At 71.5% G+C, this 19,759-nt stretch carries 17 protein-coding genes and 5 tRNA genes; 10 read left to right on the top strand and 12 right to left on the bottom strand.

Features of this window, described 5'->3' with window-relative positions; translation table 11 throughout:
• Positions 1-3: 3 nt before the first annotated feature.
• Positions 4-1,437, bottom strand: coding sequence for a 3-isopropylmalate dehydratase large subunit (gene leuC / locus ABZ920_RS16725; protein ID WP_361504620.1), 1,434 nt, complete (start codon positions 1,435-1,437; stop codon positions 4-6).
• A 186-nt stretch (positions 1,438-1,623) separates the two neighbouring features.
• Here leuC and ndgR point away from each other — a divergent pair, with 186 nt between their 5' ends.
• Positions 1,624-2,340 carry an IclR family transcriptional regulator NdgR gene (gene ndgR, locus ABZ920_RS16720; RefSeq protein ID WP_112469680.1) on the top strand — a complete coding sequence of 239 codons (717 nt, stop codon included), beginning with the start codon at positions 1,624-1,626 and terminating at the stop codon, positions 2,338-2,340.
• Between the two features lie 114 nt (positions 2,341-2,454).
• On the opposite strand, the gene ABZ920_RS16715 is transcribed toward ndgR, so the two are convergent.
• Positions 2,455-2,940, bottom strand: coding sequence for a DUF4188 domain-containing protein (locus ABZ920_RS16715; RefSeq protein ID WP_361504617.1), 486 nt, complete (start codon positions 2,938-2,940; stop codon positions 2,455-2,457).
• Positions 2,941-3,075: 135 nt separating this feature from the next.
• Between ABZ920_RS16715 and ABZ920_RS16710 the strand changes: the two genes are divergently transcribed.
• The gene (locus ABZ920_RS16710; protein ID WP_361504614.1) at positions 3,076-3,720 is read left to right on the top strand and encodes a MerR family transcriptional regulator; all 645 of its coding nucleotides are present in this window, start codon (positions 3,076-3,078) and stop codon (positions 3,718-3,720) included.
• Positions 3,721-3,842: 122 nt separating this feature from the next.
• Here the strand turns inward: ABZ920_RS16710 and ABZ920_RS16705 are convergent.
• The 9 genes from ABZ920_RS16705 to ABZ920_RS16665 all read right to left on the bottom strand — a co-directional run bounded on the left by ABZ920_RS16705 (position 3,843) and on the right by ABZ920_RS16665 (position 7,944).
• Positions 3,843-3,915: transfer RNA gene (locus ABZ920_RS16705), tRNA-Glu, on the bottom strand.
• 28 nt (positions 3,916-3,943) lie between these two features.
• Positions 3,944-4,015: transfer RNA gene (locus ABZ920_RS16700), tRNA-Gln, on the bottom strand.
• A 21-nt stretch (positions 4,016-4,036) separates the two neighbouring features.
• A tRNA-Glu gene (locus ABZ920_RS16695) sits at positions 4,037-4,109 on the bottom strand.
• A gap of 61 nt (positions 4,110-4,170) precedes the next feature.
• Positions 4,171-4,243 (bottom strand) — tRNA-Glu (locus ABZ920_RS16690).
• Positions 4,244-4,281: 38 nt separating this feature from the next.
• Positions 4,282-4,353 (bottom strand) — tRNA-Gln (locus tag ABZ920_RS16685).
• Between the two features lie 93 nt (positions 4,354-4,446).
• Positions 4,447-5,178, bottom strand: coding sequence for an HAD family hydrolase (locus ABZ920_RS16680; RefSeq protein ID WP_361504611.1), 732 nt, complete (start codon positions 5,176-5,178; stop codon positions 4,447-4,449).
• A gap of 102 nt (positions 5,179-5,280) precedes the next feature.
• A complete protein-coding gene (gene gltX / locus ABZ920_RS16675; protein WP_361504876.1) occupies positions 5,281-6,756 on the bottom strand; it encodes a glutamate--tRNA ligase in 1,476 nt (491 codons plus the stop codon).
• Between the two features lie 40 nt (positions 6,757-6,796).
• Positions 6,797-7,582, bottom strand: a complete 786-nt coding sequence (locus ABZ920_RS16670) for a fumarylacetoacetate hydrolase family protein (protein ID WP_361504608.1) — start codon at positions 7,580-7,582, stop codon at positions 6,797-6,799.
• A 173-nt stretch (positions 7,583-7,755) separates the two neighbouring features.
• Entirely contained in the window at positions 7,756-7,944 is a 189-nt protein-coding gene (locus ABZ920_RS16665) for a hypothetical protein (RefSeq protein ID WP_361504605.1), read from the bottom strand.
• Positions 7,945-8,545: 601 nt separating this feature from the next.
• Between ABZ920_RS16665 and ABZ920_RS16660 the strand changes: the two genes are divergently transcribed.
• The 8 genes from ABZ920_RS16660 (at position 8,546) to ABZ920_RS16625 (ending at position 19,187) form a co-directional block, all read left to right on the top strand.
• Positions 8,546-12,391 carry a nitrate- and nitrite sensing domain-containing protein gene (locus ABZ920_RS16660; RefSeq protein WP_361504602.1) on the top strand — a complete coding sequence of 1,282 codons (3,846 nt, stop codon included), beginning with the start codon at positions 8,546-8,548 and terminating at the stop codon, positions 12,389-12,391.
• Between the two features lie 9 nt (positions 12,392-12,400).
• Positions 12,401-12,814 carry a roadblock/LC7 domain-containing protein gene (locus ABZ920_RS16655; protein ID WP_020128762.1) on the top strand — a complete coding sequence of 138 codons (414 nt, stop codon included), beginning with the start codon at positions 12,401-12,403 and terminating at the stop codon, positions 12,812-12,814.
• Between the two features lie 111 nt (positions 12,815-12,925).
• A complete protein-coding gene (locus tag ABZ920_RS16650) occupies positions 12,926-13,324 on the top strand; it encodes a DUF742 domain-containing protein (RefSeq protein WP_019058642.1) in 399 nt (132 codons plus the stop codon).
• A complete protein-coding gene (locus tag ABZ920_RS16645; protein WP_055614002.1) occupies positions 13,305-13,880 on the top strand; it encodes an ATP/GTP-binding protein in 576 nt (191 codons plus the stop codon). Before ABZ920_RS16650 ends, ABZ920_RS16645 begins: the two co-directional genes overlap by 20 nt.
• Before the next feature lie 404 nt (positions 13,881-14,284).
• The gene (locus ABZ920_RS16640) at positions 14,285-17,539 is read left to right on the top strand and encodes a nitrate- and nitrite sensing domain-containing protein (protein ID WP_361504598.1); all 3,255 of its coding nucleotides are present in this window, start codon (positions 14,285-14,287) and stop codon (positions 17,537-17,539) included.
• Positions 17,540-17,549: 10 nt separating this feature from the next.
• A complete protein-coding gene (locus tag ABZ920_RS16635) occupies positions 17,550-17,963 on the top strand; it encodes a roadblock/LC7 domain-containing protein (RefSeq protein ID WP_055421938.1) in 414 nt (137 codons plus the stop codon).
• Between the two features lie 95 nt (positions 17,964-18,058).
• Complete coding sequence (locus ABZ920_RS16630) at positions 18,059-18,625, top strand: DUF742 domain-containing protein (RefSeq protein ID WP_361504595.1); 567 nt, start codon at positions 18,059-18,061, stop codon at positions 18,623-18,625.
• Positions 18,606-19,187 (top strand): ATP/GTP-binding protein, encoded by a 582-nt coding sequence (locus tag ABZ920_RS16625; protein ID WP_361504592.1) that lies wholly within the window; start codon positions 18,606-18,608, stop codon positions 19,185-19,187. The genes ABZ920_RS16630 and ABZ920_RS16625 overlap by 20 nt, the downstream gene beginning before the upstream one ends.
• A 194-nt stretch (positions 19,188-19,381) precedes the next feature.
• Here ABZ920_RS16625 and ABZ920_RS16620 read toward each other — a convergent pair whose 3' ends face one another.
• On the bottom strand, positions 19,382-19,576 hold the full coding sequence (locus ABZ920_RS16620; RefSeq protein WP_361504589.1) for an acyl-CoA carboxylase subunit epsilon: 195 nt from the start codon (positions 19,574-19,576) through the stop codon (positions 19,382-19,384).
• Positions 19,577-19,759 lie beyond the last annotated feature (183 nt).

The raw sequence follows: 19,759 nt of genomic DNA, 5'->3' as shown, positions 1-19,759 counted from the left end.
TGCTCAGACTCCAGCGGGCGTGCGGGCGGCGTTGGCTTCGGTCAGGTCCGCCGGGGAGGCCAGGTGGCCCGTCACGGCGGTGGCGGCGGCGACCTGCGGCGACACCAGGTGCGTCCGGCCGCCCTTGCCCTGCCTGCCCTCGAAGTTGCGGTTGGAGGTGGACGCCGAGCGCTCGCCCGGGGCCAGCTGGTCGGGGTTCATGCCGAGGCACATCGAGCAGCCCGCGTGCCGCCACTCGGCGCCGGCCTCCTTGAAGACCACGTCCAGGCCCTCGGAGACGGCCTGCAGACCCACGCGCGCCGAGCCCGGGACGACCAGCATCCGTACGCCGTCGGCGACTTTGCGGCCGCGCAGGATGTCGGCGGCGGCCCGCAGGTCCTCGATGCGCCCGTTGGTGCAGGAGCCTACGAAGACGGTGTCCACCCTGATGGAGCGCAGCGCCTGGCCGGCCTCCAACCCCATGTACTCCAGGGCCTTTTCGGCGGCCAGGCGCTCCGAAGCGTCTTCGTACGAAGCCGGGTCGGGGACGGCCGCCGAAAGCGGCGCGCCCTGGCCGGGGTTGGTGCCCCAGGTGACGAACGGCGACAGCTCGTCGGCGCGGATGACGACCTCGGCGTCGAAGACGGCGTCGTCGTCGGTGCGCAGCGTCCTCCAGTAGGCGACCGCGGCGTCCCAGTCCTCGCCCCGCGGGGCGTGCGGGCGGCCCCTGAGGTACTCGAAGGTGGTCTCGTCGGGGGCGATCATGCCCGCGCGGGCGCCGGCCTCGATGGACATGTTGCAGATGGTCATCCGGGCCTCCATCGAGAGCTTCTCGATGGCGGGGCCGCGGTACTCCAGGACGTAGCCCTGGCCGCCGCCCGTGCCGATCCGGGCGATGATCGCCAGGATCAGGTCCTTGGCGGTCACACCCTCGGGCAGTTCGCCGTCGACCGTGATGGCCATGGTCTTCGGACGGGCCATCGGCAGCGTCTGGGTGGCCAGCACGTGCTCGACCTGCGAGGTGCCGATACCGAAGGCCAGCGCGCCGAAGGCGCCGTGCGTCGAGGTGTGCGAGTCGCCGCAGACGACGGTCGTGCCCGGCTGGGTCAGGCCCAGCTGCGGGCCGACGACGTGCACGACGCCCTGCTCGACGTCGCCCAGCGGGTGCAGCCGGACGCCGAACTCCGCGCAGTTCTTGCGCAGCGTCTCCAGCTGGATCCGGGAGACCGGGTCGGCGATCGGCTTGTCGATGTCGAGGGTCGGGGTGTTGTGATCCTCGGTCGCGATGGTGAGGTCGAGCCGGCGCACCGTCCGGCCGCTCTTGCGCAGGCCGTCGAAGGCCTGGGGGCTGGTCACCTCGTGCAGCAGGTGCAGATCGATGAAGAGGAGGTCGGGCTCGCCCTCGGCGCGCCGGACGACGTGGTCGTCCCAGACCTTCTCCGCGAGTGTCCTACCCATCGCTTTCCCTCCGGCCGGACGCGGACGCCCGACCCAACTAGAGATCTTGAGGAGACGGCGCCCGCGCCCCCCACCGGGCGTACGCCACCGGGCCCGTCGTTGCACGGGCCGCTGTGACTACCAGGGTGGCGCGTCCCACGGGAATTTGAACTTGCGTTTCACAGAGTGAGACGGGAGTATCGTTGCATGGACAACAGTAGCGGCGTCGGCGTTCTGGACAAGGCAGCCCTCGTCCTGAGCGCTCTGGAGTCCGGTCCGGCCACCCTCGCGGGCCTGGTCGCGGCGACCGGACTGGCACGACCCACGGCCCACCGGCTGGCCGTGGCCCTGGAACACCACCGCCTGGTGGCGCGCGACATGCAGGGCCGGTTCATTCTCGGCCCCCGCCTGGCAGAACTGGCCGCGGCCGCCGGGGAGGACCGCCTCCTCGCCACCGCGGGCCCGGTGCTCACCCACCTCCGCGACGTCACGGGCGAGAGCGCGCAGCTCTACCGGCGCCAGGGCGACATGCGCATCTGCGTCGCCGCGGCCGAGCGCCTGTCCGGACTGCGGGACACCGTCCCGGTCGGCTCGACGCTCACGATGAAGGCGGGCTCGTCCGCACAGGTGCTGATGGCCTGGGAGGAGCCCGAGCGGCTGCACCGCGGCCTGCAGGGCGCCCGCTTCACGGCCACGGCCCTGTCGGGCGTGCGGCGCCGCGGCTGGGCCCAGTCGATCGGCGAGCGGGAGCCGGGCGTCGCGTCCGTCTCCGCGCCCGTGCGCGGCCCTTCCAACCGCGTGGTGGCCGCCGTCTCGGTCTCCGGTCCCATCGAGCGCCTGACCCGCCACCCCGGCCGCATGCACGCCCAGGCCGTCATCGACGCCGCCGCCCGCCTCTCCGAGGCCCTGCGCCGCTCCGGCTGAACCTCCGCCCGCCGTACCCGACCCCCGGAAGGGCCCGCCTCGACGCCGCGGCGGGCCCTTCCGTCAGGATCACGGCCGGCGCCCCGCGCCGGTCCCGCCTTCCGTCCGAAGCCCTCAGGAGATCCGGAGCCGCTCCGCGGCGCTCTCGCCGCGCCGGCCGACCGGCACGACACCCGTCGCCCTGCCCAGCCCGTGGGCGGGCATGTTCACGTAGACCGACTCGTGCGCCCCGGCCGGCACGACGTACGTCTCGTGCCAGAAGCCGACCCTGCCCCTGCCCTGGCGCAGCCGCCGGTTGAAGGCGGCCCAGGCCGGCCGATGCCGCCGGTCCGAGGCGGACGCGTAAGCGAGGAGCTTCTCCTTCGACTCCCAGTACTGCACCACGTACGCCTCGCGCGGGGGCCCCACGAGCAGCTTGCAGCCGAGCAGTCCGCTGCCCTGGTCGCGGGCGAGTTCGCGGAGCATGGCCGGCATCTCCCTGGCCACCGGCCACCAACTGCGCACCGCGGTGAAGCGGTTGACGCGCATCCCGATGAGGAAGACGACCACGCCGTCCTCGGTCGCGGCGGTCGTGCGCCCTTCGATCGGCTTCTCCCCCATGACTCCCCCAGTCCTCGCGTCTCCCGGCCGCACCGAGCGGCACCTCGGACGACACATTGGATAGCGGCGCTATCCATACTTGGACAGTGACACTCTCCAGTGGGGAGCGCAAGAGGGGCGAAGGGAACGGGCGGAATGCGACTTGCGGAGCTCAGCGCACGCAGCGGGGTGTCCACGGCAACGATCAAGTACTACCTGCGGGAGGGGCTGCTGCACCCCGGCCGCCGGGTCACGGCCACCCTGGCCGAGTACGACGAGGACCACCTGCGACGGCTGAGGCTCGTGCGCGCTCTGATCCAGGTGGGGCGCGTTTCCGTGCAGTCCGCCCGCGAGGTCCTCGCCGCCCTCGGGGACGAGGACCTGGACCGGAACTCCCGTCTCGGCACCGCCGTGTGGGCCCTGCCGCACGGCCCGGCGCCGGACGAGGAGGACCCCGCCACCGAGTCGGCCCGGCGCAGCGCCGACGAACTGATGGACCGGCTCGGCTGGAGCTACGGGCGGTCCGGGGAGGCGACCGCCCCCGCGTACGGGATGCTGGTGTCCGCGATCGCCGCGCTGGCACGGCTCGGCTACCCCTGCGGCGCCGGCGATCTGGAGCCGTACGCCCGTGCCGCGGAGCGCGTCGCGGTCACCGACCTGGACCTGGTGGAGCGGTACGGCACACCGGAGGAGCAGGTGGAGGCGGCGGTGGCGCTGACCGTCCTGTACGAGCCGGTGCTGCTCAGCCTGCGGCGGCTGGCGGAGGCGGAGGAGTCGCGCCGCCGGTTCGCCGGACCCTGACCGCCCGGGGCGCGCACGGGCGCCCCGCCGCCGCACCAGGAGGGTCGGAGCACCGGGGCGCCGGCGAGGCGCCCCGGACAACGCCGAAGGGCCCTCCCGGGGGAGGGCCCTTCTTCTGCGTGTACCCCCGACCGGATTCGAACCGGCGCTACCGCCTTGAGAGGGCGGCGTGCTAGGCCGCTACACAACGGGGGCCTGGACTCTGCGTTTCCGCAGGTCCGAGCTGGTCTACCTGGACTCGAACCAAGACTAACTGAACCAGAATCAGTCGTGCTGCCAATTACACCATAGACCAATGATGGTTTAGACCAGTCAGTACCCCCGACCGGATTCGAACCGGCGCTACCGCCTTGAGAGGGCGGCGTGCTAGGCCGCTACACAACGGGGGCCCTGGCGATCCTGCATCAAGGATGACGGGAGCGACCCGATCGTCCTCGCGGGAAGGATCTGTACCCCCGACCGGATTCGAACCGGCGCTACTGCCTTGAGAGGGCAGCGTGCTAGGCCGCTACACAACGGGGGCTTGCGGATGTGATCCGCGGTGCAGATGAGCTCTGCGAGCTGGCCTACCTGGACTCGAACCAAGACTAACTGAACCAGAATCAGTCGTGCTGCCAATTACACCATAGGCCACTGGAACGCAAGCCCCCGAGGGGGATCTCGTTCTAGTTCTGCGCTTCCGGTCGCCGGCCTTTCGGCCCGCTCCCCGGCGGCGCAGGAAGAACATTACCTGAAGGTGGACGGGGCTCCAAAACGACTATCCGTACCGAGCACCGCGGGCAGTTCGGCGAGGGACGCGATGCGCCTCGGACCCACGGGCGGTTCGACCGTCGCCCAGGCCCCCACCCGGTCGATCCACACCGACAGCAGCCCCGCCTCCATCGCGCCCCGGGCGTCGATCTCCGGGTGGTCCCCGACGTAGGCGACCCGGTGGGGCGGCAGCCCGAGGGCCTCGCACGCCGCCAGGAACGCGGCGGGCTCGGGCTTGGAGACACCGAGCTCGGCGGCGCACAGGATGGCCTCGAAGCGGTCGTGGACGCCGAGGGTGCGCAGCTTGCGGTCCTGGACGGGAAGGCTGGAGTTGGAGAGCACCGCGTGGCGGTGACTGGCCGCGAGCGCGTCCAGGACGGGCAGGACGTCCGGGAAGAGGGCCCAGGCGGTCTCGTAGTGCGTGACGTACCGCAGGAACCACTCGTCGGCCTCGGCGTCGGTCATCTCCCGTCCGAGGAAGACCCGGGCGCGGTCCCGCCGCTGCGTGACGTAGTCCACCTCCCCCGCCGCGAACCGGGCCCACTGGATCTCGGTGACCTCCCGCCAGCGGGTGAGGGCGTCCTCCACGGACCCGTACCCGTCCAGCAGCCCCTCGGCCGCGAGGTGGGCCCGCAGGCCCTCGCGGTCCGCGGTGGTGTAGTCGAACAGGGTGTCGTCGACGTCCCAGACGACGGCTTCGATCGCCATGACTCCGACGGTACCGGGAACCGGGCCGGCCGGGGCCGGGTACGGCGAAGGGGCGGCACCCGGTCCGGGTGCCGCCCCTCTCGGGCGTTGCGGAAGGACGGGTCAGGCGGCCAGCCGCGCCAGCGCCGCGTCGATGCGGGCCAGCGTCTTCTCCTTGCCCAGGACCTGCAGGGACTCGAAGAGCGGCAGGCCGACGGTGCGGCCGGTGACGGCGACGCGGACCGGGGCCTGCGCCTTGCCGAGCTTGAGCCCATGGGTCTCGCCAGCGGCCAGGACGGCCTCCTTCAGCGACTCCGCGGACGTCCAGTCGGCCGCTTCGAGCTTCTCGCGGGCGGTGCGCAGCAGGGCGTCCGAGCCCTCCTTCATCGCCTTGGCCCAGGACGCCTCGTCGAAGACCGGCTCCGGCAGGAACAGGAAGTCGACGTTGTCCGTGATCTCGGAGAGGACCTTCAGGCGGGTCTGCGCGTGCGGCGCGATCGCCTGCCACTTGGCCTCGTCGAAGTCCTCCGGCGCCCACGGGGCGTACGGGGGCTGCAGCCACGGGCGGCAGCGCTCCGTGAACTCCTTCACGTCGAGCATGCGGATGTGGTCCGCGTTGATCGCCTCGCACTTCTTCAGGTCGAAGCGCGCCGGATTGGGGTTCACGTCCGCGATGTCGAAGGCCGCGACCATCTCGTCGATCGAGAAGACGTCCCGGTCGGCCGAGAGCGACCAGCCCAGCAGCGACAGGTAGTTGAGCAGCCCCTCGGGGAGGAAGCCGCGCTCGCGGTAGAGGTTGAGCGAGGCCTGCGGGTCGCGCTTGGAGAGCTTCTTGTTGCCCTCGCCCATGACGTAGGGCAGGTGACCGAAGCGCGGGACGCCCTTGGCGATGCCCAGCTCGATCAGGGCCCGGTACAGCGCGATCTGGCGCGGGGTCGAGGAGAGCAGGTCCTCACCGCGCAGGACGTGGGTGATCTCCATCAGGGCGTCGTCGACCGGGTTCACCAGCGTGTACAGGGGCGCGCCGTTGGCACGGACGATGCCGTAGTCCGGCACGTTCTCCGCGGTGAAGGTCAGCTCGCCGCGGACCAGGTCGTCGAAGGTGATCGTCTCGTCCGGCATGCGGAAGCGGACGATCGGGGCGCGGCCCTGCGCCCGGTACTCCTCGACCTGCTCGGCGCTCAGGTTGCGGCAGTGCCCGTCGTAGCCCGAGGGCCTGCCGGCGGCGCGGGCGGCCTCGCGGCGGCTGTCCAGCTCCTCCTGCGAGCAGTAGCAGTGGTAGGCGTGGCCGGCGTCGAGCAGCTTCTGGGCGACGTCCCGGTAGACGTCCATCCGCTGCGACTGGCGGTACGGCGCGTGCGGGCCGCCGACCCCGGGACCCTCGTCCCAGTCGAAGCCCAGCCAGCGCATCGCGTCGAGCAGCTGGTTGTAGGACTCCTCGGAGTCGCGGGCCGCGTCGGTGTCCTCGATGCGGAAGACCAGGGTGCCCTCGTGGTGCCGGGCGAACGCCCAGTTGAACAGGGCGGTGCGGACCAGGCCCACGTGGGGGTTGCCGGTGGGCGAGGGACAGAAACGGACGCGTACGGGGGATTCGGGCATCCCCTGCTCGACCGAAGCGGAGAGCTTGGGGAGGGGTGCGCTAGCCACGCTTGACAACCTTGTTGGTGAGAGTGCCGATGCCTTCGATGGTGACGGCGACCTGGTCGCCGACGTTGAGGGGGCCGACCCCCGCCGGGGTGCCCGTGAGGATGACGTCGCCGGGCAGCAGCGTCATGGCCTCGGAGATGTTCGCGATCAGGTCCTCGATCGGGTGGATCATCTCGCTCGTCCGGCCCAGCTGCCGCTGTTCGCCGTTCACGGTGAGCTGGACGGTCAGGTCGCTCGCGGCGGCGAGGTCCAGGCCGGTCTCGATCCAGGGGCCCAGCGGGCAGGCGGTGTCGAAGCCCTTGGCCCTGGCCCACTGCTTCTCGCGGCGCTGCACGTCGCGGGCGGTGACGTCGTTGGCGCAGGTGTAGCCGAAGATGACGTCCTGGGCGCGTTCGCGCGGCACCTCCCGGCACATCCGGCCGATCACGACGGCCAGCTCGGCCTCGTGGTGCAGTTCCTCGGAGAAGGAGGGGTACTGGATCTCGTCGCCGGAGCCGACGACCGAGGTGGAGGGCTTGAAGAAGGCGAACGGGGCGTCCGGCACCTCGTTGCCGAGTTCACGCGCGTGCTCGGCGTAGTTGCGGCCGAAGGCGACGACCTTGTTGGGGAGGACCGGCGGCAGCAGCCGTACCTTGCTCAGCGGCACCTTCGTGCCGGAGAGCTCGTATTCCGCGAACGGGATGCCCTTGATGATGTCGAGGACGAGCTCGTCCGGCTTGTCGCCCTCGACCGCGCCGAAGGCGACGTTCCCGTCGATGGAGAACCTGGCGATGCGCATGGGATCCTTGCGCCCCTTACCTGAACTGGCTGGAGTCTGACGCTCCAGGCTAACGCGGCAGGGGGCCGGCGCCTCCCGCATCGGGCGCCGCACACGACAAGGGGCGCCCCGATGGACGAGGCGCCCCTGATCTTCGCGGGGGCCGGCTGAGCATCCGGCCCGCGGCGCGCGTACTACTCCGCGACGGCGGTGGTGACCGGTGCCTCCATCAGGATGGTGCGCCGGGGGTTGGCGGTCTGGGCGGGAAGGGAGACGGAGTGCTCCGGCAGCTCCGGCGTCTGCAGGTCGTCGGCGTCCGCGAGGTGGGCCAGCGTCGTGCGTCGCGGGTTGGCGATCTTGCGGAACATCATCGTCGTCTTCACGGTTGTACGAGACCCTGTCGTGTCCGGGCGTCCGGAGGGGTCGAGGACCACCCCGCGGGCGCGGGTTGTCGGATTTGCCATCTCTGTAAAGCGTCAGGCTAAACATCGAATTCCCGGCAGAAGTCGTGAAGACCCGATGATCCCGGTGTGAGTTTGCTCACGCCCTACTCGACAAACCGGTTGATATGCGACCCCGACCGCAGGCTGGCGAAACGGACATTGGGCACCTGAAGCCACCATTCCGCTCCTGATCATGGCGACTGGGACACCTGGGCCGCCTCGGCGGATCGCACGGTAATGCCCGTTATGCGGGAGATCGCTTTCAACGGCCGGTGACACGCCACTCACGTACCGTCACGAAGGTCACAGGCTGACCACGGGCCTTGTTGGAGATCCGGCACTGTGCTGGAATTCCACGGACCGCCGCAGGATCGAGCCGGCGCGCAGGGGGCGCAACGCAGCGCCGAGTGGCGGTGAGAAGGGGGAGCCAGCGCCGGTCACTCACGACCATCAGTGGGGCGTTCTCAGGGCGCCCCCCACGACGCCGACACCGTCCTCCCGCTCACGCGGAGGGACGCCTGGTCCAGAGGTTGCGACGCTAGTGCAGGGACGTTTCAAGAGGGATGGCAGCGCTTCGGCGGAGCCGGAGCCGCACGGCGGGACTGGCCCGATGGCCGTCAGCTCCTCGCCCCAGCACGCCCAGAACCCGGGCCCGGGTCCGTCCGGCGACGGCGGTGAGCGCCCCGGGCGCTCCGGCGCCTCCACGCCCGCCGGCCCCGCCCCGGCCGCGAAGCCGGCCAGGAACCAGGCGGCGGTCGGCCCCGGCTCCCGCATGGCGCTGCGCAACTGGCGCATCTCCACGCGTCTGGTGTCACTGCTCGCGCTCCCCGTGGTCGCGGCGACCTCGCTGGGCGCGCTGCGCATCAACCAGTCCATGGACGACATCCAGCAGCTCGACAACATGAAGCTGCTGACGGAGATGACCAAGCAGGCCACCGAGCTGGCCGCCGCGCTCCAGGAGGAGCGCGACCAGTCCGCCGGCCCGCTGGCGCACCCGTCCACCGCGAGCGCCATCACCGTCAAGGGCTACCGGGAGAAGACCGACCGCGCCCGCGACAACTTCCTCGCCAGCTCCGAGGAGATCGACAGCGCGAGCAAGGACGGCAACCTCCAGGGCGTGCGCGACACCCTGGTGGGCCTGGCCACCGAGCTCAACGGCCTGAGCAAGATCCGCAAGAACGCCTACACCGCCGAGGACAACTCCACCCAGACGGTGGAGGCCTACCACCGGCTCATCACCCAGCTGCTCGGCCTCTCCCAGGACATGGCCGAGGCGACCAGCAACCCGGAGATGATCCAGCGCACGCGCGCCCTGGCCGCCTTCTCCTCCGCCAAGGAGTACGCGTCGGTCCAGCGGGCCGTCATCGCCGCCGCGCTGCCCGCCAACAACACGACCTTCGGCGACCTCTCCGAGAACGACCGGCTGTACGCCGAGTCGGCGCTGGAGAGCCAGACCTCCGAGCTCAGCAGCTTCCGCAACATCTACGGCGACGGCGCCGAGGAGCTCATCAAGCCCATCGACGAGGGCAACCCGACGATCGAGTCCGCCGACGTCTACGCCAAGCGCGTCCTGGACCAGCCGAACAGCCTGCGCGGGCTGGACAAGCGCTCCTACCGCGACTGGGTGGACGACAGCTCGACCAAGATCGAGCAGATGAAGAAGATCGAGCACACGCTGCTCGAGGACATGGAGCAGAAGGCGCGCCAGCTGCGCAGCGCCACCGAGCGCGACGCCATCATCTCCGGTGCGCTGATCCTGCTCGTCCTCGGCGTGTCGCTGGTCGGCGCCTTCGTCGTGGCCCGGTCCATGATCCGCTCGCTGCGCCGGCTGCAGGAGACCGCGACGAAGGTCGCCCAGGACCGCCTGCCCGAGCTGGTCAAGCAGCTGTCGGAGGCCGACCCGCAGGACGTCGACACGTCCGTGGAGTCGGTCGGTGTGCACTCCCGGGACGAGATCGGCCAGGTGGCCGCGGCCTTCGACGACGTGCACCGCGAGGCGGTCCGCCTCGCCGCCGAGCAGGCCCTGCTGCGGGGCAACGTCAACGCGATGTTTACGAACCTCTCGCGCCGCTCCCAGGGCCTGATCCAGCGCCAGCTGTCGCTGATCTCCGAACTGGAGTCCCGCGAGGCCGACCCGGACCAGCTGTCCTCGCTGTTCAAGCTCGACCACCTCGCGACGCGCATGCGCCGTAACGGTGAGAACCTCCTCGTCCTCGCGGGCGAGGAGCCGGGCCGCCGCTGGACCCGCCCGGTCCCGCTGGTCGACGTGCTGCGCGCCGCCGCCTCCGAGGTGGAACAGTACGAGCGCATCGAGCTGGCCGCGGTCCCGACCACCGAGGTCGCCGGCCGCGTCGTCAACGACCTCGTGCACCTGCTCGCCGAGCTGCTGGAGAACGCGACCTCGTTCTCCTCCCCGCAGACCAAGGTCAAGGTCACCGGTCACGCGCTGCCCGACGGCCGGGTGCTGATCGAGATCCACGACACCGGCATCGGCCTCTCCCCCGAGGACCTCGCCGCGATCAACGAGCGGCTCGCCTCGCCGCCCACCGTGGACGTCTCCGTCTCCCGCCGCATGGGTCTGTTCGTGGTCGGCCGTCTGTCGCAGCGCCATGGCATCCGCATCCAGCTGCGCCCGTCCGACTCCGGCGGTACGACGGCCCTCGTCATGCTGCCCGTGGACGTCGCCCAGGGCGGCAAGAAGCCGGCTCCGGGCAAGCCCGGCGCGTCGGCCCCGGGTGCTCCGGCGGCCGCGCAGGCCGCCGCCGGCGCCGCCGCGGCGCGGCGCGGGAACGGCCAGGTGGGCCCCGGCGCGGGCGGCACCGGACGCCCCGGCGCCGGTCCCGGTCAGCGGGGCCAGGTCGGCGGCCCGGGCTCGCGGGCCGCGCTGCCCGGCGCGGGCAACCGTCCCGGCACCCCGGGCGGACCGCGGGGACCGCAGGGTCCGTCGGCGCCGCAGCAGGGCCGTCCGTCCCCCGCCGGCGGTGGCTTCGGCGCGGGCCAGGGGCCCGGCGCCGCGCAGGGTCAGCGGGCCGCCGGCGCGGGCGCGCCGCAGGGCTTCGGCGACGGCCGGCGCCAGGACGCCTTCGGCGGCGGTCCCCGCTCGGTTCCCCCGCGCAACGCCGGTGAGCAGGGCCGGCAGCCGCAGCTGCCGCCGCGCGGTGGACCGCGCGCGGAGCTGCCGGGCGGCACCGCCCCGGCCCGCGACCAGGACTGGAACAACGACCGTGCCGCGCTGGACGCCCCGCGCGGCCACGACGAGCAGGATGCCGCGCAGGCGTCCGCCCCGGCGCGCAGGGACGAACGGCACGGTCCGGGCTCCACCACGGAGATGCCGGCGATCCCGGCGGCCGGCGACCGGCAGGGTCCCGGCTCCACCTCCGAGTTCCCCCGTCCCGACTTCGACGCCCCGGGCGGCCAGGCCGGGGGCGCCGCCCAGGCGGACGGCCGGTTCGCGCAGCCGGGCGCCGGTTCGCCCGAGAGCACCGGGCAGTTCGTCCGCTCGGACGTGTTCGGCACCCCGGCCGGGCAGGACAACGCCGCCGGCACCGGCCAGTACCCCGCCCCCCAGGGCTACGACACCGGCACCACCGGCCAGTACCCCGCTCAGCAGGGCTACGGCAACGGCTCCACGGGCCAGTTCGAGGCCCCGCAGGGCTACGGCAACGCAAGCGCCGGCCAGTTCGACGCCCCGCAGGGTTACGACAACGGCGCCACCGGCCAGTACCCCGCTCAGCAGGGCTACGACAACGGCTCCACCACGGGCCGGCACGCCCTGCCGGCCCACCAGGACCCGTCGTCGACGGGCCAGTTCGAGCGGCCCGGGACCGGTGGCCAGGGCGGCGGCCCCGCTGCCCAGCGCCCGCCGGCCCCGCAGCGTCAGCAGCGTCCCGCCCGTCCGGCACCCGACAACCGGGGTGCCGCGCAGGGACCGGGCGACGGGTGGGCTCTTCCGCCCGCCCCGGGTCCCGGTGACGGACGGACTCCGCTGTACGACACCCTGGAGACCAACTGGTTCCGCGGTGAACGGAAGCAGGGCGGCAGCCCGGCTCCGGCTCCGCAGCAGCCGCAGGCCTCCTCGGCCCCCCAGCGTCCCGCGGCCACCGGCTGGCGCAGCTCGCCGAACGACGAACTCGTCCGGCAGGCCGAACGCGTCAAGCAGCCGGCCGCGGGCGGCATCACCACCTCCGGCCTGCCGCGCCGGGTGCCCCGGGCGAACCTCGTCCCGGGCACGGCTCAGCAGCAACAGCACCAGAGCGGTCCGCAGGTCTCGCGTGCGCCCGACGACGTACGCGGCCGGCTGACCAATCTCCGTCGGGGTATCGCACAGGGTCGTCAGGCCGGCAGCGGCCAGACGGGCAGCTTCCCCACTCACCAGCAGGAGCGTTAGTTGAGCCCGATGAGCCAGGCGGCACAGAACCTCAACTGGTTGATCACCAACTTCGTGGACAACACCCCCGGGGTGTCCCACACCGTCGTGGTGTCCGCGGACGGACTCCTTCTGGCGATGTCCGAAGGCTTCCCCCGCGACCGCGCCGACCAGCTCGCGGCCGTCGCCTCCGGTCTGACCTCACTGACCGCCGGTGCCTCGCGCATCTTCGAGGGCGGCAGCGTGGCGCAGACAGTGGTGGAGATGGAGCGCGGCTTTCTCTTCCTGATGTCCGTCTCGGACGGGTCGTCCCTGGCGGTCCTCGCCCACCCCGAGTGCGACATCGGTCTGGTGGGCTACGAGATGACACTGCTCGTAGACCGCGCGGGGGCGGTCCTCACGCCCGATCTGCGCGCCGAACTACAGGGCAGTCTGCTCCACTGACCGGCCCCGGTACCACCCGCCTCACCAAATCACCGTCCGGCCGCCACAATCCCCCCACCGGCCCCGTCCGACGGCTTGCCTGACCGACTTGCTGTCCCGCCCGGAGGATTCATGACCCCGCCCACCGCCTCTCATGATCCGTACGCCGAGCCGTACGGGGACGAGGGCGACCAGCCACTGGTACGGCCGTACGCGATGACCGGTGGCCGGACCCGGCCGCGCTATCAGCTCGCCATCGAGGCGCTGATCAGCACCACGGCCGACCCGGCAGCGCTCATGGGGCTGCTCCCGGAGCACCAGCGGATCTGCCATCTGTGCCGCGAGGTGAAGTCGGTCGCCGAGGTCTCGGCGCTGCTGGCCATGCCGCTGGGCGTGGCCAGGATCCTCGTCGCGGACCTGGCCGAGGCCGGCCTGGTGGCCATCCACCAGCCGGGCGGCGACGAGAACAACGGCGGCGCACCGGACGTGACGCTGCTCGAAAGGGTGCTCAGTGGACTTCGCAAGCTCTGACGGAGGCCGGGCGACCACCTCCGCGAAGATCGTGGTGGCGGGCGGCTTCGGCGTGGGCAAGACCACGTTCGTCGGCGCCGTCTCGGAGATCAACCCGCTGCGCACGGAGGCCGTCATGACGTCCGCCTCGGCGGGCATCGACGACCTCACTCACACCGGGGACAAGACCACCACCACGGTGGCCATGGACTTCGGCCGTATCACGCTCGACCAGGACCTGATCCTGTACCTGTTCGGCACTCCCGGCCAGGACCGCTTCTGGTTCATGTGGGACGACCTGGTGCGCGGCGCCATCGGCGCGGTGGTGCTCGTGGACACCCGCCGTCTGGCCGACTGCTTCCCGGCCGTCGACTACTTCGAGAACAGCGGTCTGCCGTTCGTCATCGCCCTCAACGGCTTCGACGGACACCAGCCCTACACGCCCGACGAGGTGCGCGAGGCCCTGCAGATCGGCCCCGACGCCCCGATCATCACCACCGACGCCCGCCACCGCGCGGACGCCAAGTCGGCGCTGATCACGCTCGTCGAGCACGCGCTGATGGCCCGCCTGAGGTAGAACTGCCCCAGGCCGTTGCGGGTGGCACCCAATTCTTGGGAGTCACACGGCAGTTGGCGATTCAGCACACCGGAGCCGGCTGTGTCCTTGGACACGGTCGGCCTCGGTGTTCATAACGTTTCGGCAGAGGAATCCGGCAGCACGGCCACGCGTCGCGCACATCCCGTACCGCTACGCGCACGAACACCCCGCCTTTTGCCGCGCCTCGCTCTTTATGACCGTTTTATCTGGGGCTTACATCGCTCGGAACCAGCGGTTTCCGGTGTTTGGAAGAGAGCAAGCCGACGTGCTGGAATGCCTGAACTGCCCAATAGTCAAAGTCGAACGCATCGGTCGACGGCGTCCTGGGCTCTGAGACACTGCGGCACACGGTAGGTGCCGACCGCCGAGAGGTTGTTGGTCGAGTGAGGCGAAGCAAGAACGGTCCCGAGCCGTCGGCCCGGGGCAACTTCACCCCGCCGCCGCGCGGAGCGGCGCCCCCACACGTGCCCGGTTCGGAGCCGGCGGCCGCTCCCGCTCCCGGCGGGGGCCGTTTCTCCCCGCGCAACTGGCGGGTACCCACCCGACTGAACGCGATTCTGCTCATCCCCGTGCTGGTCGGCCTCGTCATGGGCGGCTTCCAGGTCAAGAGCTCGATCGACACCTGGCAGGACGCCAAGGACGCCGAGAGCACCGCACGTCTGGTGCAGGCTTCCCTGAGCTACGCCAACGCCCTCTACATCGAGCGCGACGTCAGCGCCGCACCGCTGCTGCAGGGCAAGGGCGACAAGAACACGGCCGTCGCCCAGGCCCGCCAGGCCACCGACCAGGCCGCCGAAGCGTTCGACCGGGCCGCCTCGGGATCGGAGTGGTCCTCCGGCGTGCAGCGCCGGCTGAAGCAGTTCCACGAGGTGGAGCCCGGGCTGGCCACGCTGCGCAAGGCCGCCTTCACCGCCAAGCTCACCGGTGTGCAGACCGAGGAGGGCTACGTCCAGATCGCCCACCCGCTGATGGAGTTCGCCAACGAGCTCGGCCTGGGCACCGGAAACATCACCTCCTACGGCCGGACCGTCTACGCCATCTCGCTCACCAAGGCGGCCCTGTCGCTGGAGCGCTCGATCGGCATGCACCTCCTGGTCAAGCCGGGTCCGGACGCCCCCAACCTGGCGAGCCAGCGCATCGCCTTCTCCTCCTACGCCTACCTCGAGGGCATCGCCATGGAGGAGTACCTCGGCGGTGGCACCCAGGCGGACGTGGACAAGCTGGCCGCGGCCCAGAAGAAGGTCCAGGCCGACGGCGCGAGGATGGTCCGGGACGCCAAGGGCCAGGACCCGGACTACGTCGCCCCGCCGTCCGACCCGGCCAAGATGGTCGCCGCCATCGCGAGCCTGAAGACCACCGACTCCTCCGAGCGCGCCGCGCTCGCCGAGAAGGGCATCACCGCGCAGAACTGGTGGGCGGTCAACACGCTCAAGTTCGACGCGTACCGCAAGATCGAGTCGGACATGGCCGACAAGGCCGTGAGCGAGGCCTCCGCCATCGCCGACGACGCCCAGCAGTCGACCTTCGTCACCGGCGCGATCGTCGTCGTCGCCCTGCTCGCCGCGTTCATCCTGGCCGGCATGGTGGCCCGCCAGATGAGCCGCTCCATGCGCCAGCTGCGCAACGCCGCCTTCGGCATCGCCGAGCAGCGCCTGCCGATGCTGGTCGACCAGCTCTCCCGCACCGACCCCGGCCGTGTGGACACCCGGGTCGCGCCGATCCCGATCACGTCGACCGACGAGATCGGCGAGGTCGCCCGCGCCTTCGACCAGGTCCACCGCGAAGCGGTCCGCCTCGCCTCCGAGCAGGCCCTGCTGCGGGGCAACATCAACGCGATCTTCACCAACCTCTCGCGCCGCAACCAGTCGCTCATCGAGGGTCAGCTGACCCTGATCACCGACCTGGAGAACAACGAGGCCGACCCGGACCAGCTCGAGAACCTCTTCCGGCTGGACCACCTGGCGACCCGTATGCGCCGCAACGGCGAGAACCTCCTCGTCCTCGCCGGCGAGGAGCCCGGCCGCCGCTGGGACCAGCCGGTCCCGCTGGTCGACGTCCTGCGCGCCGCGTCCTCCGAGGTGGAGCAGTACGAGCGCATCGAGCTGTCCGGCGTCCCCGAGGCCGAGATCCACGGCCGTGCGGTGACCGACCTCGTGCACCTGCTGGCCGAGCTGCTGGAGAACGCCACCACGTTCTCCTCGCCGCAGACCAAGGTCCGCGTGACCGCGACGCGGCTGCCCGACGGCCGAGTCATGATCGAGATCCACGACAAGGGCATCGGCCTGACCGCCGAGGACTTCGCGGACATCAACCACAAGCTGGCCAACCCGCCGACCGTGGACGCGGCGATCTCGCAGCGCATGGGCCTGTTCGTGGTCGGCCGCCTCGCCGACCGGCACGGCATCCGGGTCCAGCTGCGCCCCTCCGGCGAACAGGCGGGCACGACCTCGCTGGTCATGCTGCCGGACGCGATCACGCACGGCGGTGGCGGCGAGCAGTCCCTGCAGCGCGACGAGTTCACCGTCTCGCAGATCATCCCCGAGCAGAACTTCCAGGGCGAGGACTTCAGCCAGCTGCAGCCGATGCGCACGGCCGCCGAGCTCGGCTTCGACGACAGCCGCTACACGGAGGTCCCGGACGACATCCGCGAGCTGGACCCCGTCGGCCGTTCCCTGATGCGGGAGGAGCGCCGGGCGGCGCTGGAGGCCCAGTCGCACGGCCAGCAGCCCGAGTCCGAGGCGTCCGAGGCGGCGTACCGCTCCGAGGCGCCCGCCGACGGCGGGAGCTTCGCCGACGGCCGCATGCCGTACCAGGACCAGCCCGCCGCGTACGACGGGCGGACGCCGTACGGAGAGCAGCAGCAGGGCGCCTACGACGGCGCGCAGGAGACGGCGTACGACCAGCCGGGACGCCCGTCGTACGACGAGCAGTACTACGCGCCGGACGGCGGCCTGCCGCAGGCGGACGGCTACCCGTCCAACGGCGGTTACCCGGGCGCCGCGTACGCGGAACCGGGGCAGGAGGAGCACGCGCCGTCCCAGGCCGCCGCGCCGGAGCCGTACTCCGCCTACCAGGAGCAGTCCTACCAGGACGACTGGAGCCGGCAGGACGGCTACCGCAACGGCTATCCGGACCAGTACGCTCCGGAAGCGGAATCCGCGCAGGCCGCTGACGTGAACGAGGCGGACCGCGTAGGCTTCGACCGTCCGGGACCGGCCCCCTCCGCCGTCCACGAGCTGACCGACGCCGGGCTGCCCCGCCGCGGAGGCTTCGCGAGCGGTTCGAACGGCGCGCGGCACGTGAACCAGGAAGCGCCGGCCCCCGTTGCGGACAACGGCGGTGACGGCGACTGGCGTTCGGCGAACGACGAGCGCTGGCAGCAGGCCGCGCAGCTCCGCAAGCCCAAGGCGGGCGGAGTGACCTCCTCCGGCCTGCCGAGGCGGGTGCCCAAGGCCAACCTGGTCGAGGGCGCCGCGGAATCGACCCCGCAGGGCGGCCCACAGGTCTCCCGCGCCCCCGAGGACGTCAGGGGCAGGTTGAGCAACCTGCGCCGGGGCGTCCAGCGGGGACGCAGCGCAGGAAGTGACAAGAACGGCCAGGGCTTCGGTCCTGACAGCACCTACAACCAGGAGCGTTAGTGTGAGCCCGATGAGCCAGGCGGCACAGAACCTGAACTGGTTGATCACCAACTTCGTGGAGAACACCCCCGGGGTGTCCCACACCGTGGTGGTCTCCGCCGACGGACTCCTTCTGGCGATGTCCGAAGGCTTTCCCCGCGACCGCGCCGACCAGCTCGCGGCCGTCGCCTCCGGTCTGACCTCACTGACCGCCGGTGCCTCGCGCATCTTCGAGGGCGGCAGCGTGAACCAGACGGTTGTGGAGATGGAGAGGGGATTCCTCTTCATCATGTCCATCTCCGACGGTTCGTCGCTCGCGGTTCTCGCCCACCCCGAGGCGGACATCGGCCTCATTGGTTACGAGATGGCCCTGCTGGTGGACCGCGCCGGCACGGTCCTGACCCCGGACCTGCGCGCGGAACTCCAGGGAAGCCTTCTCAACTAGCAGGCGAACGGTGCGTTGTTGCGTCCCGGCACCGTAAGGTTTTCGGGACGCGGCCTCACAGGGATGGGTGCCCGGCACAGTCGGAGGAGGAGAAAGTGGCAACACCCCCAGGCGGTTCGTCGTCGGACAACTGGGCCTACGGCCCTGCCCAGGGCCAGGGCGATCCGAACGGGTACGGCTTCCCCTCCGCCCCCGGCCACCGGCAGCCGTACGCGCCGCAGGGCCCCGGCCCCTCGCCGTACGACCAGCCGGCCGCGCCGCGCATCCAGCCGGTGCAGCCGCCGCGACGCGCCCCCGAGGCGTCGCCCGCGGGGGCGTCGCACAACCCCCTGGTGCGCCCGTACGCCATGACGGGCGGCCGCACCAGGCCGCGGTACCAGCTCGCCATCGAGGCACTGGTGCACACCACCGCACAGCCGCACCAGATGCAGGGCCAGCTGCCCGAACATCAGCGGATCTGCAATCTGTGCCGCGAGATCAAGTCGGTGGCCGAGGTCTCGGCCCTGCTGACGATCCCTCTCGGCGTGGCCAGGATCCTCGTCGCCGACTTGGCGGAGGCGGGCCTGGTCGCCATCCATCAGCCCGGCGGCGACGAGAACGCCGGTGGCCAGCCAGACGTGACACTGCTCGAAAGGGTGCTCAGTGGACTTCGCAAGCTCTAGCGGCGGTCCTTCCCGCTCCACCACCTCCGCGAAGATCGTGGTGGCGGGCGGCTTCGGCGTGGGCAAGACCACGTTCGTCGGCGCCGTCTCGGAGATCAACCCGCTGCGCACGGAGGCCGTCATGACGTCTGCTTCGGCGGGCATCGACGACCTCACCCACACCGGGGACAAGACCACCACCACGGTGGCCATGGACTTCGGCCGTATCACGCTCGACCAGGACCTGATCCTGTACCTGTTCGGCACCCCGGGCCAGGACCGCTTCTGGTTCATGTGGGACGACCTGGTGCGCGGCGCCATCGGCGCGATCGTGCTGGTCGACACCAGGCGGCTGGCCGACTGCTTCCCGGCCGTGGACTACTTCGAGAACAGCGGGCTGCCGTTCGTCATCGCCCTCAACGGCTTCGACGGCAACCAGCCCTACACGCCCGACGAGGTGCGCGAGGCCCTGCAGATCGGCCCCGACGCCCCGATCATCACCACCGACGCCCGCCACCGCGCGGACGCCAAGTCGGCGCTGATCACGCTCGTCGAGCACGCGCTGATGGCCCGCCTGCGCTAGGGCGGCCTCGGAACACCGACGAAGGCCCTTCCCGGCTCGCCCGGGGAGGGCCTTCGTCCGTCCTCCCGGCCGCGCGCACGCACCCTGGCCGCGCGCGCCATCCCCGGCTACGCGCACGATCCCCGGCCGCGGACACGAAGAAGGGCTCCTCCCGGTGGAGGAGCCCTTCTTCAGCGGGCACGAGCGGCGCGGCCTTAAGCGTGCCAGCTGTGCGGGGCGCGGAAGCCGTTCTCGCGTTCCAGGCGGCGCCAGCCGGCCTTGGTGCGGCGGCGGTGGGCGGGGGTGGTGGGGGTGTGGGCGGCGGCGCGGGCCAGGAGGATGGCCGTGAGGGCGGCGACTTCCTCGGGCTCGGCGTGGCCCTTCTCGACGCGGATGTCGGGCATGTCCATGAGTGTCAGTCTCCGGGAAAGAGAGGTCCGCGGCATGTCCGCGGTGGGTCCGCGGGGTTACCGCGGCGGGTCGCAGCGTGTTCTCGGTGGGCCCGTGGTGGGCCCGCCGGTTCTACTGCGGGGGGTTGCCGTGTTTGCGGGAGGGCAGGTCGGCGTGTTTGGTGTGCAGCATCGCCAGGGAGC

It is taken from the genome of Streptomyces sp. NPDC046831 (assembly GCF_040645305.1).
Classification (GTDB): domain Bacteria; phylum Actinomycetota; class Actinomycetes; order Streptomycetales; family Streptomycetaceae; genus Streptomyces.
The sequence above is the reverse complement of the archived record's forward strand: the minus strand, read 5'-3'. Positions and strand labels throughout refer to the sequence as shown.

Coding starts and splice junctions, on each gene's coding strand:
- gltX (WP_361504876.1), bottom strand. CDS start 6,756: ATGCCCGAATCCCCCGTACGCGTCCGTTTCTGTCCCTCGCCCACCGGC.
- ABZ920_RS16620 (WP_361504589.1), bottom strand. CDS start 19,576: ATGGACATGCCCGACATCCGCGTCGAGAAGGGCCACGCCGAGCCCGAG.
- ABZ920_RS16680 (WP_361504611.1), bottom strand. CDS start 5,178: ATGGCGATCGAAGCCGTCGTCTGGGACGTCGACGACACCCTGTTCGAC.
- ndgR (WP_112469680.1), top strand. CDS start 1,624: ATGGACAACAGTAGCGGCGTCGGCGTTCTGGACAAGGCAGCCCTCGTC.
- leuC (WP_361504620.1), bottom strand. CDS start 1,437: ATGGGTAGGACACTCGCGGAGAAGGTCTGGGACGACCACGTCGTCCGG.
- ABZ920_RS16670 (WP_361504608.1), bottom strand. CDS start 7,582: ATGCGCATCGCCAGGTTCTCCATCGACGGGAACGTCGCCTTCGGCGCG.
- ABZ920_RS16715 (WP_361504617.1), bottom strand. CDS start 2,940: ATGGGGGAGAAGCCGATCGAAGGGCGCACGACCGCCGCGACCGAGGAC.
- ABZ920_RS16650 (WP_019058642.1), top strand. CDS start 12,926: ATGACCCCGCCCACCGCCTCTCATGATCCGTACGCCGAGCCGTACGGG.
- ABZ920_RS16655 (WP_020128762.1), top strand. CDS start 12,401: ATGAGCCAGGCGGCACAGAACCTCAACTGGTTGATCACCAACTTCGTG.
- ABZ920_RS16710 (WP_361504614.1), top strand. CDS start 3,076: ATGCGACTTGCGGAGCTCAGCGCACGCAGCGGGGTGTCCACGGCAACG.
- ABZ920_RS16635 (WP_055421938.1), top strand. CDS start 17,550: ATGAGCCAGGCGGCACAGAACCTGAACTGGTTGATCACCAACTTCGTG.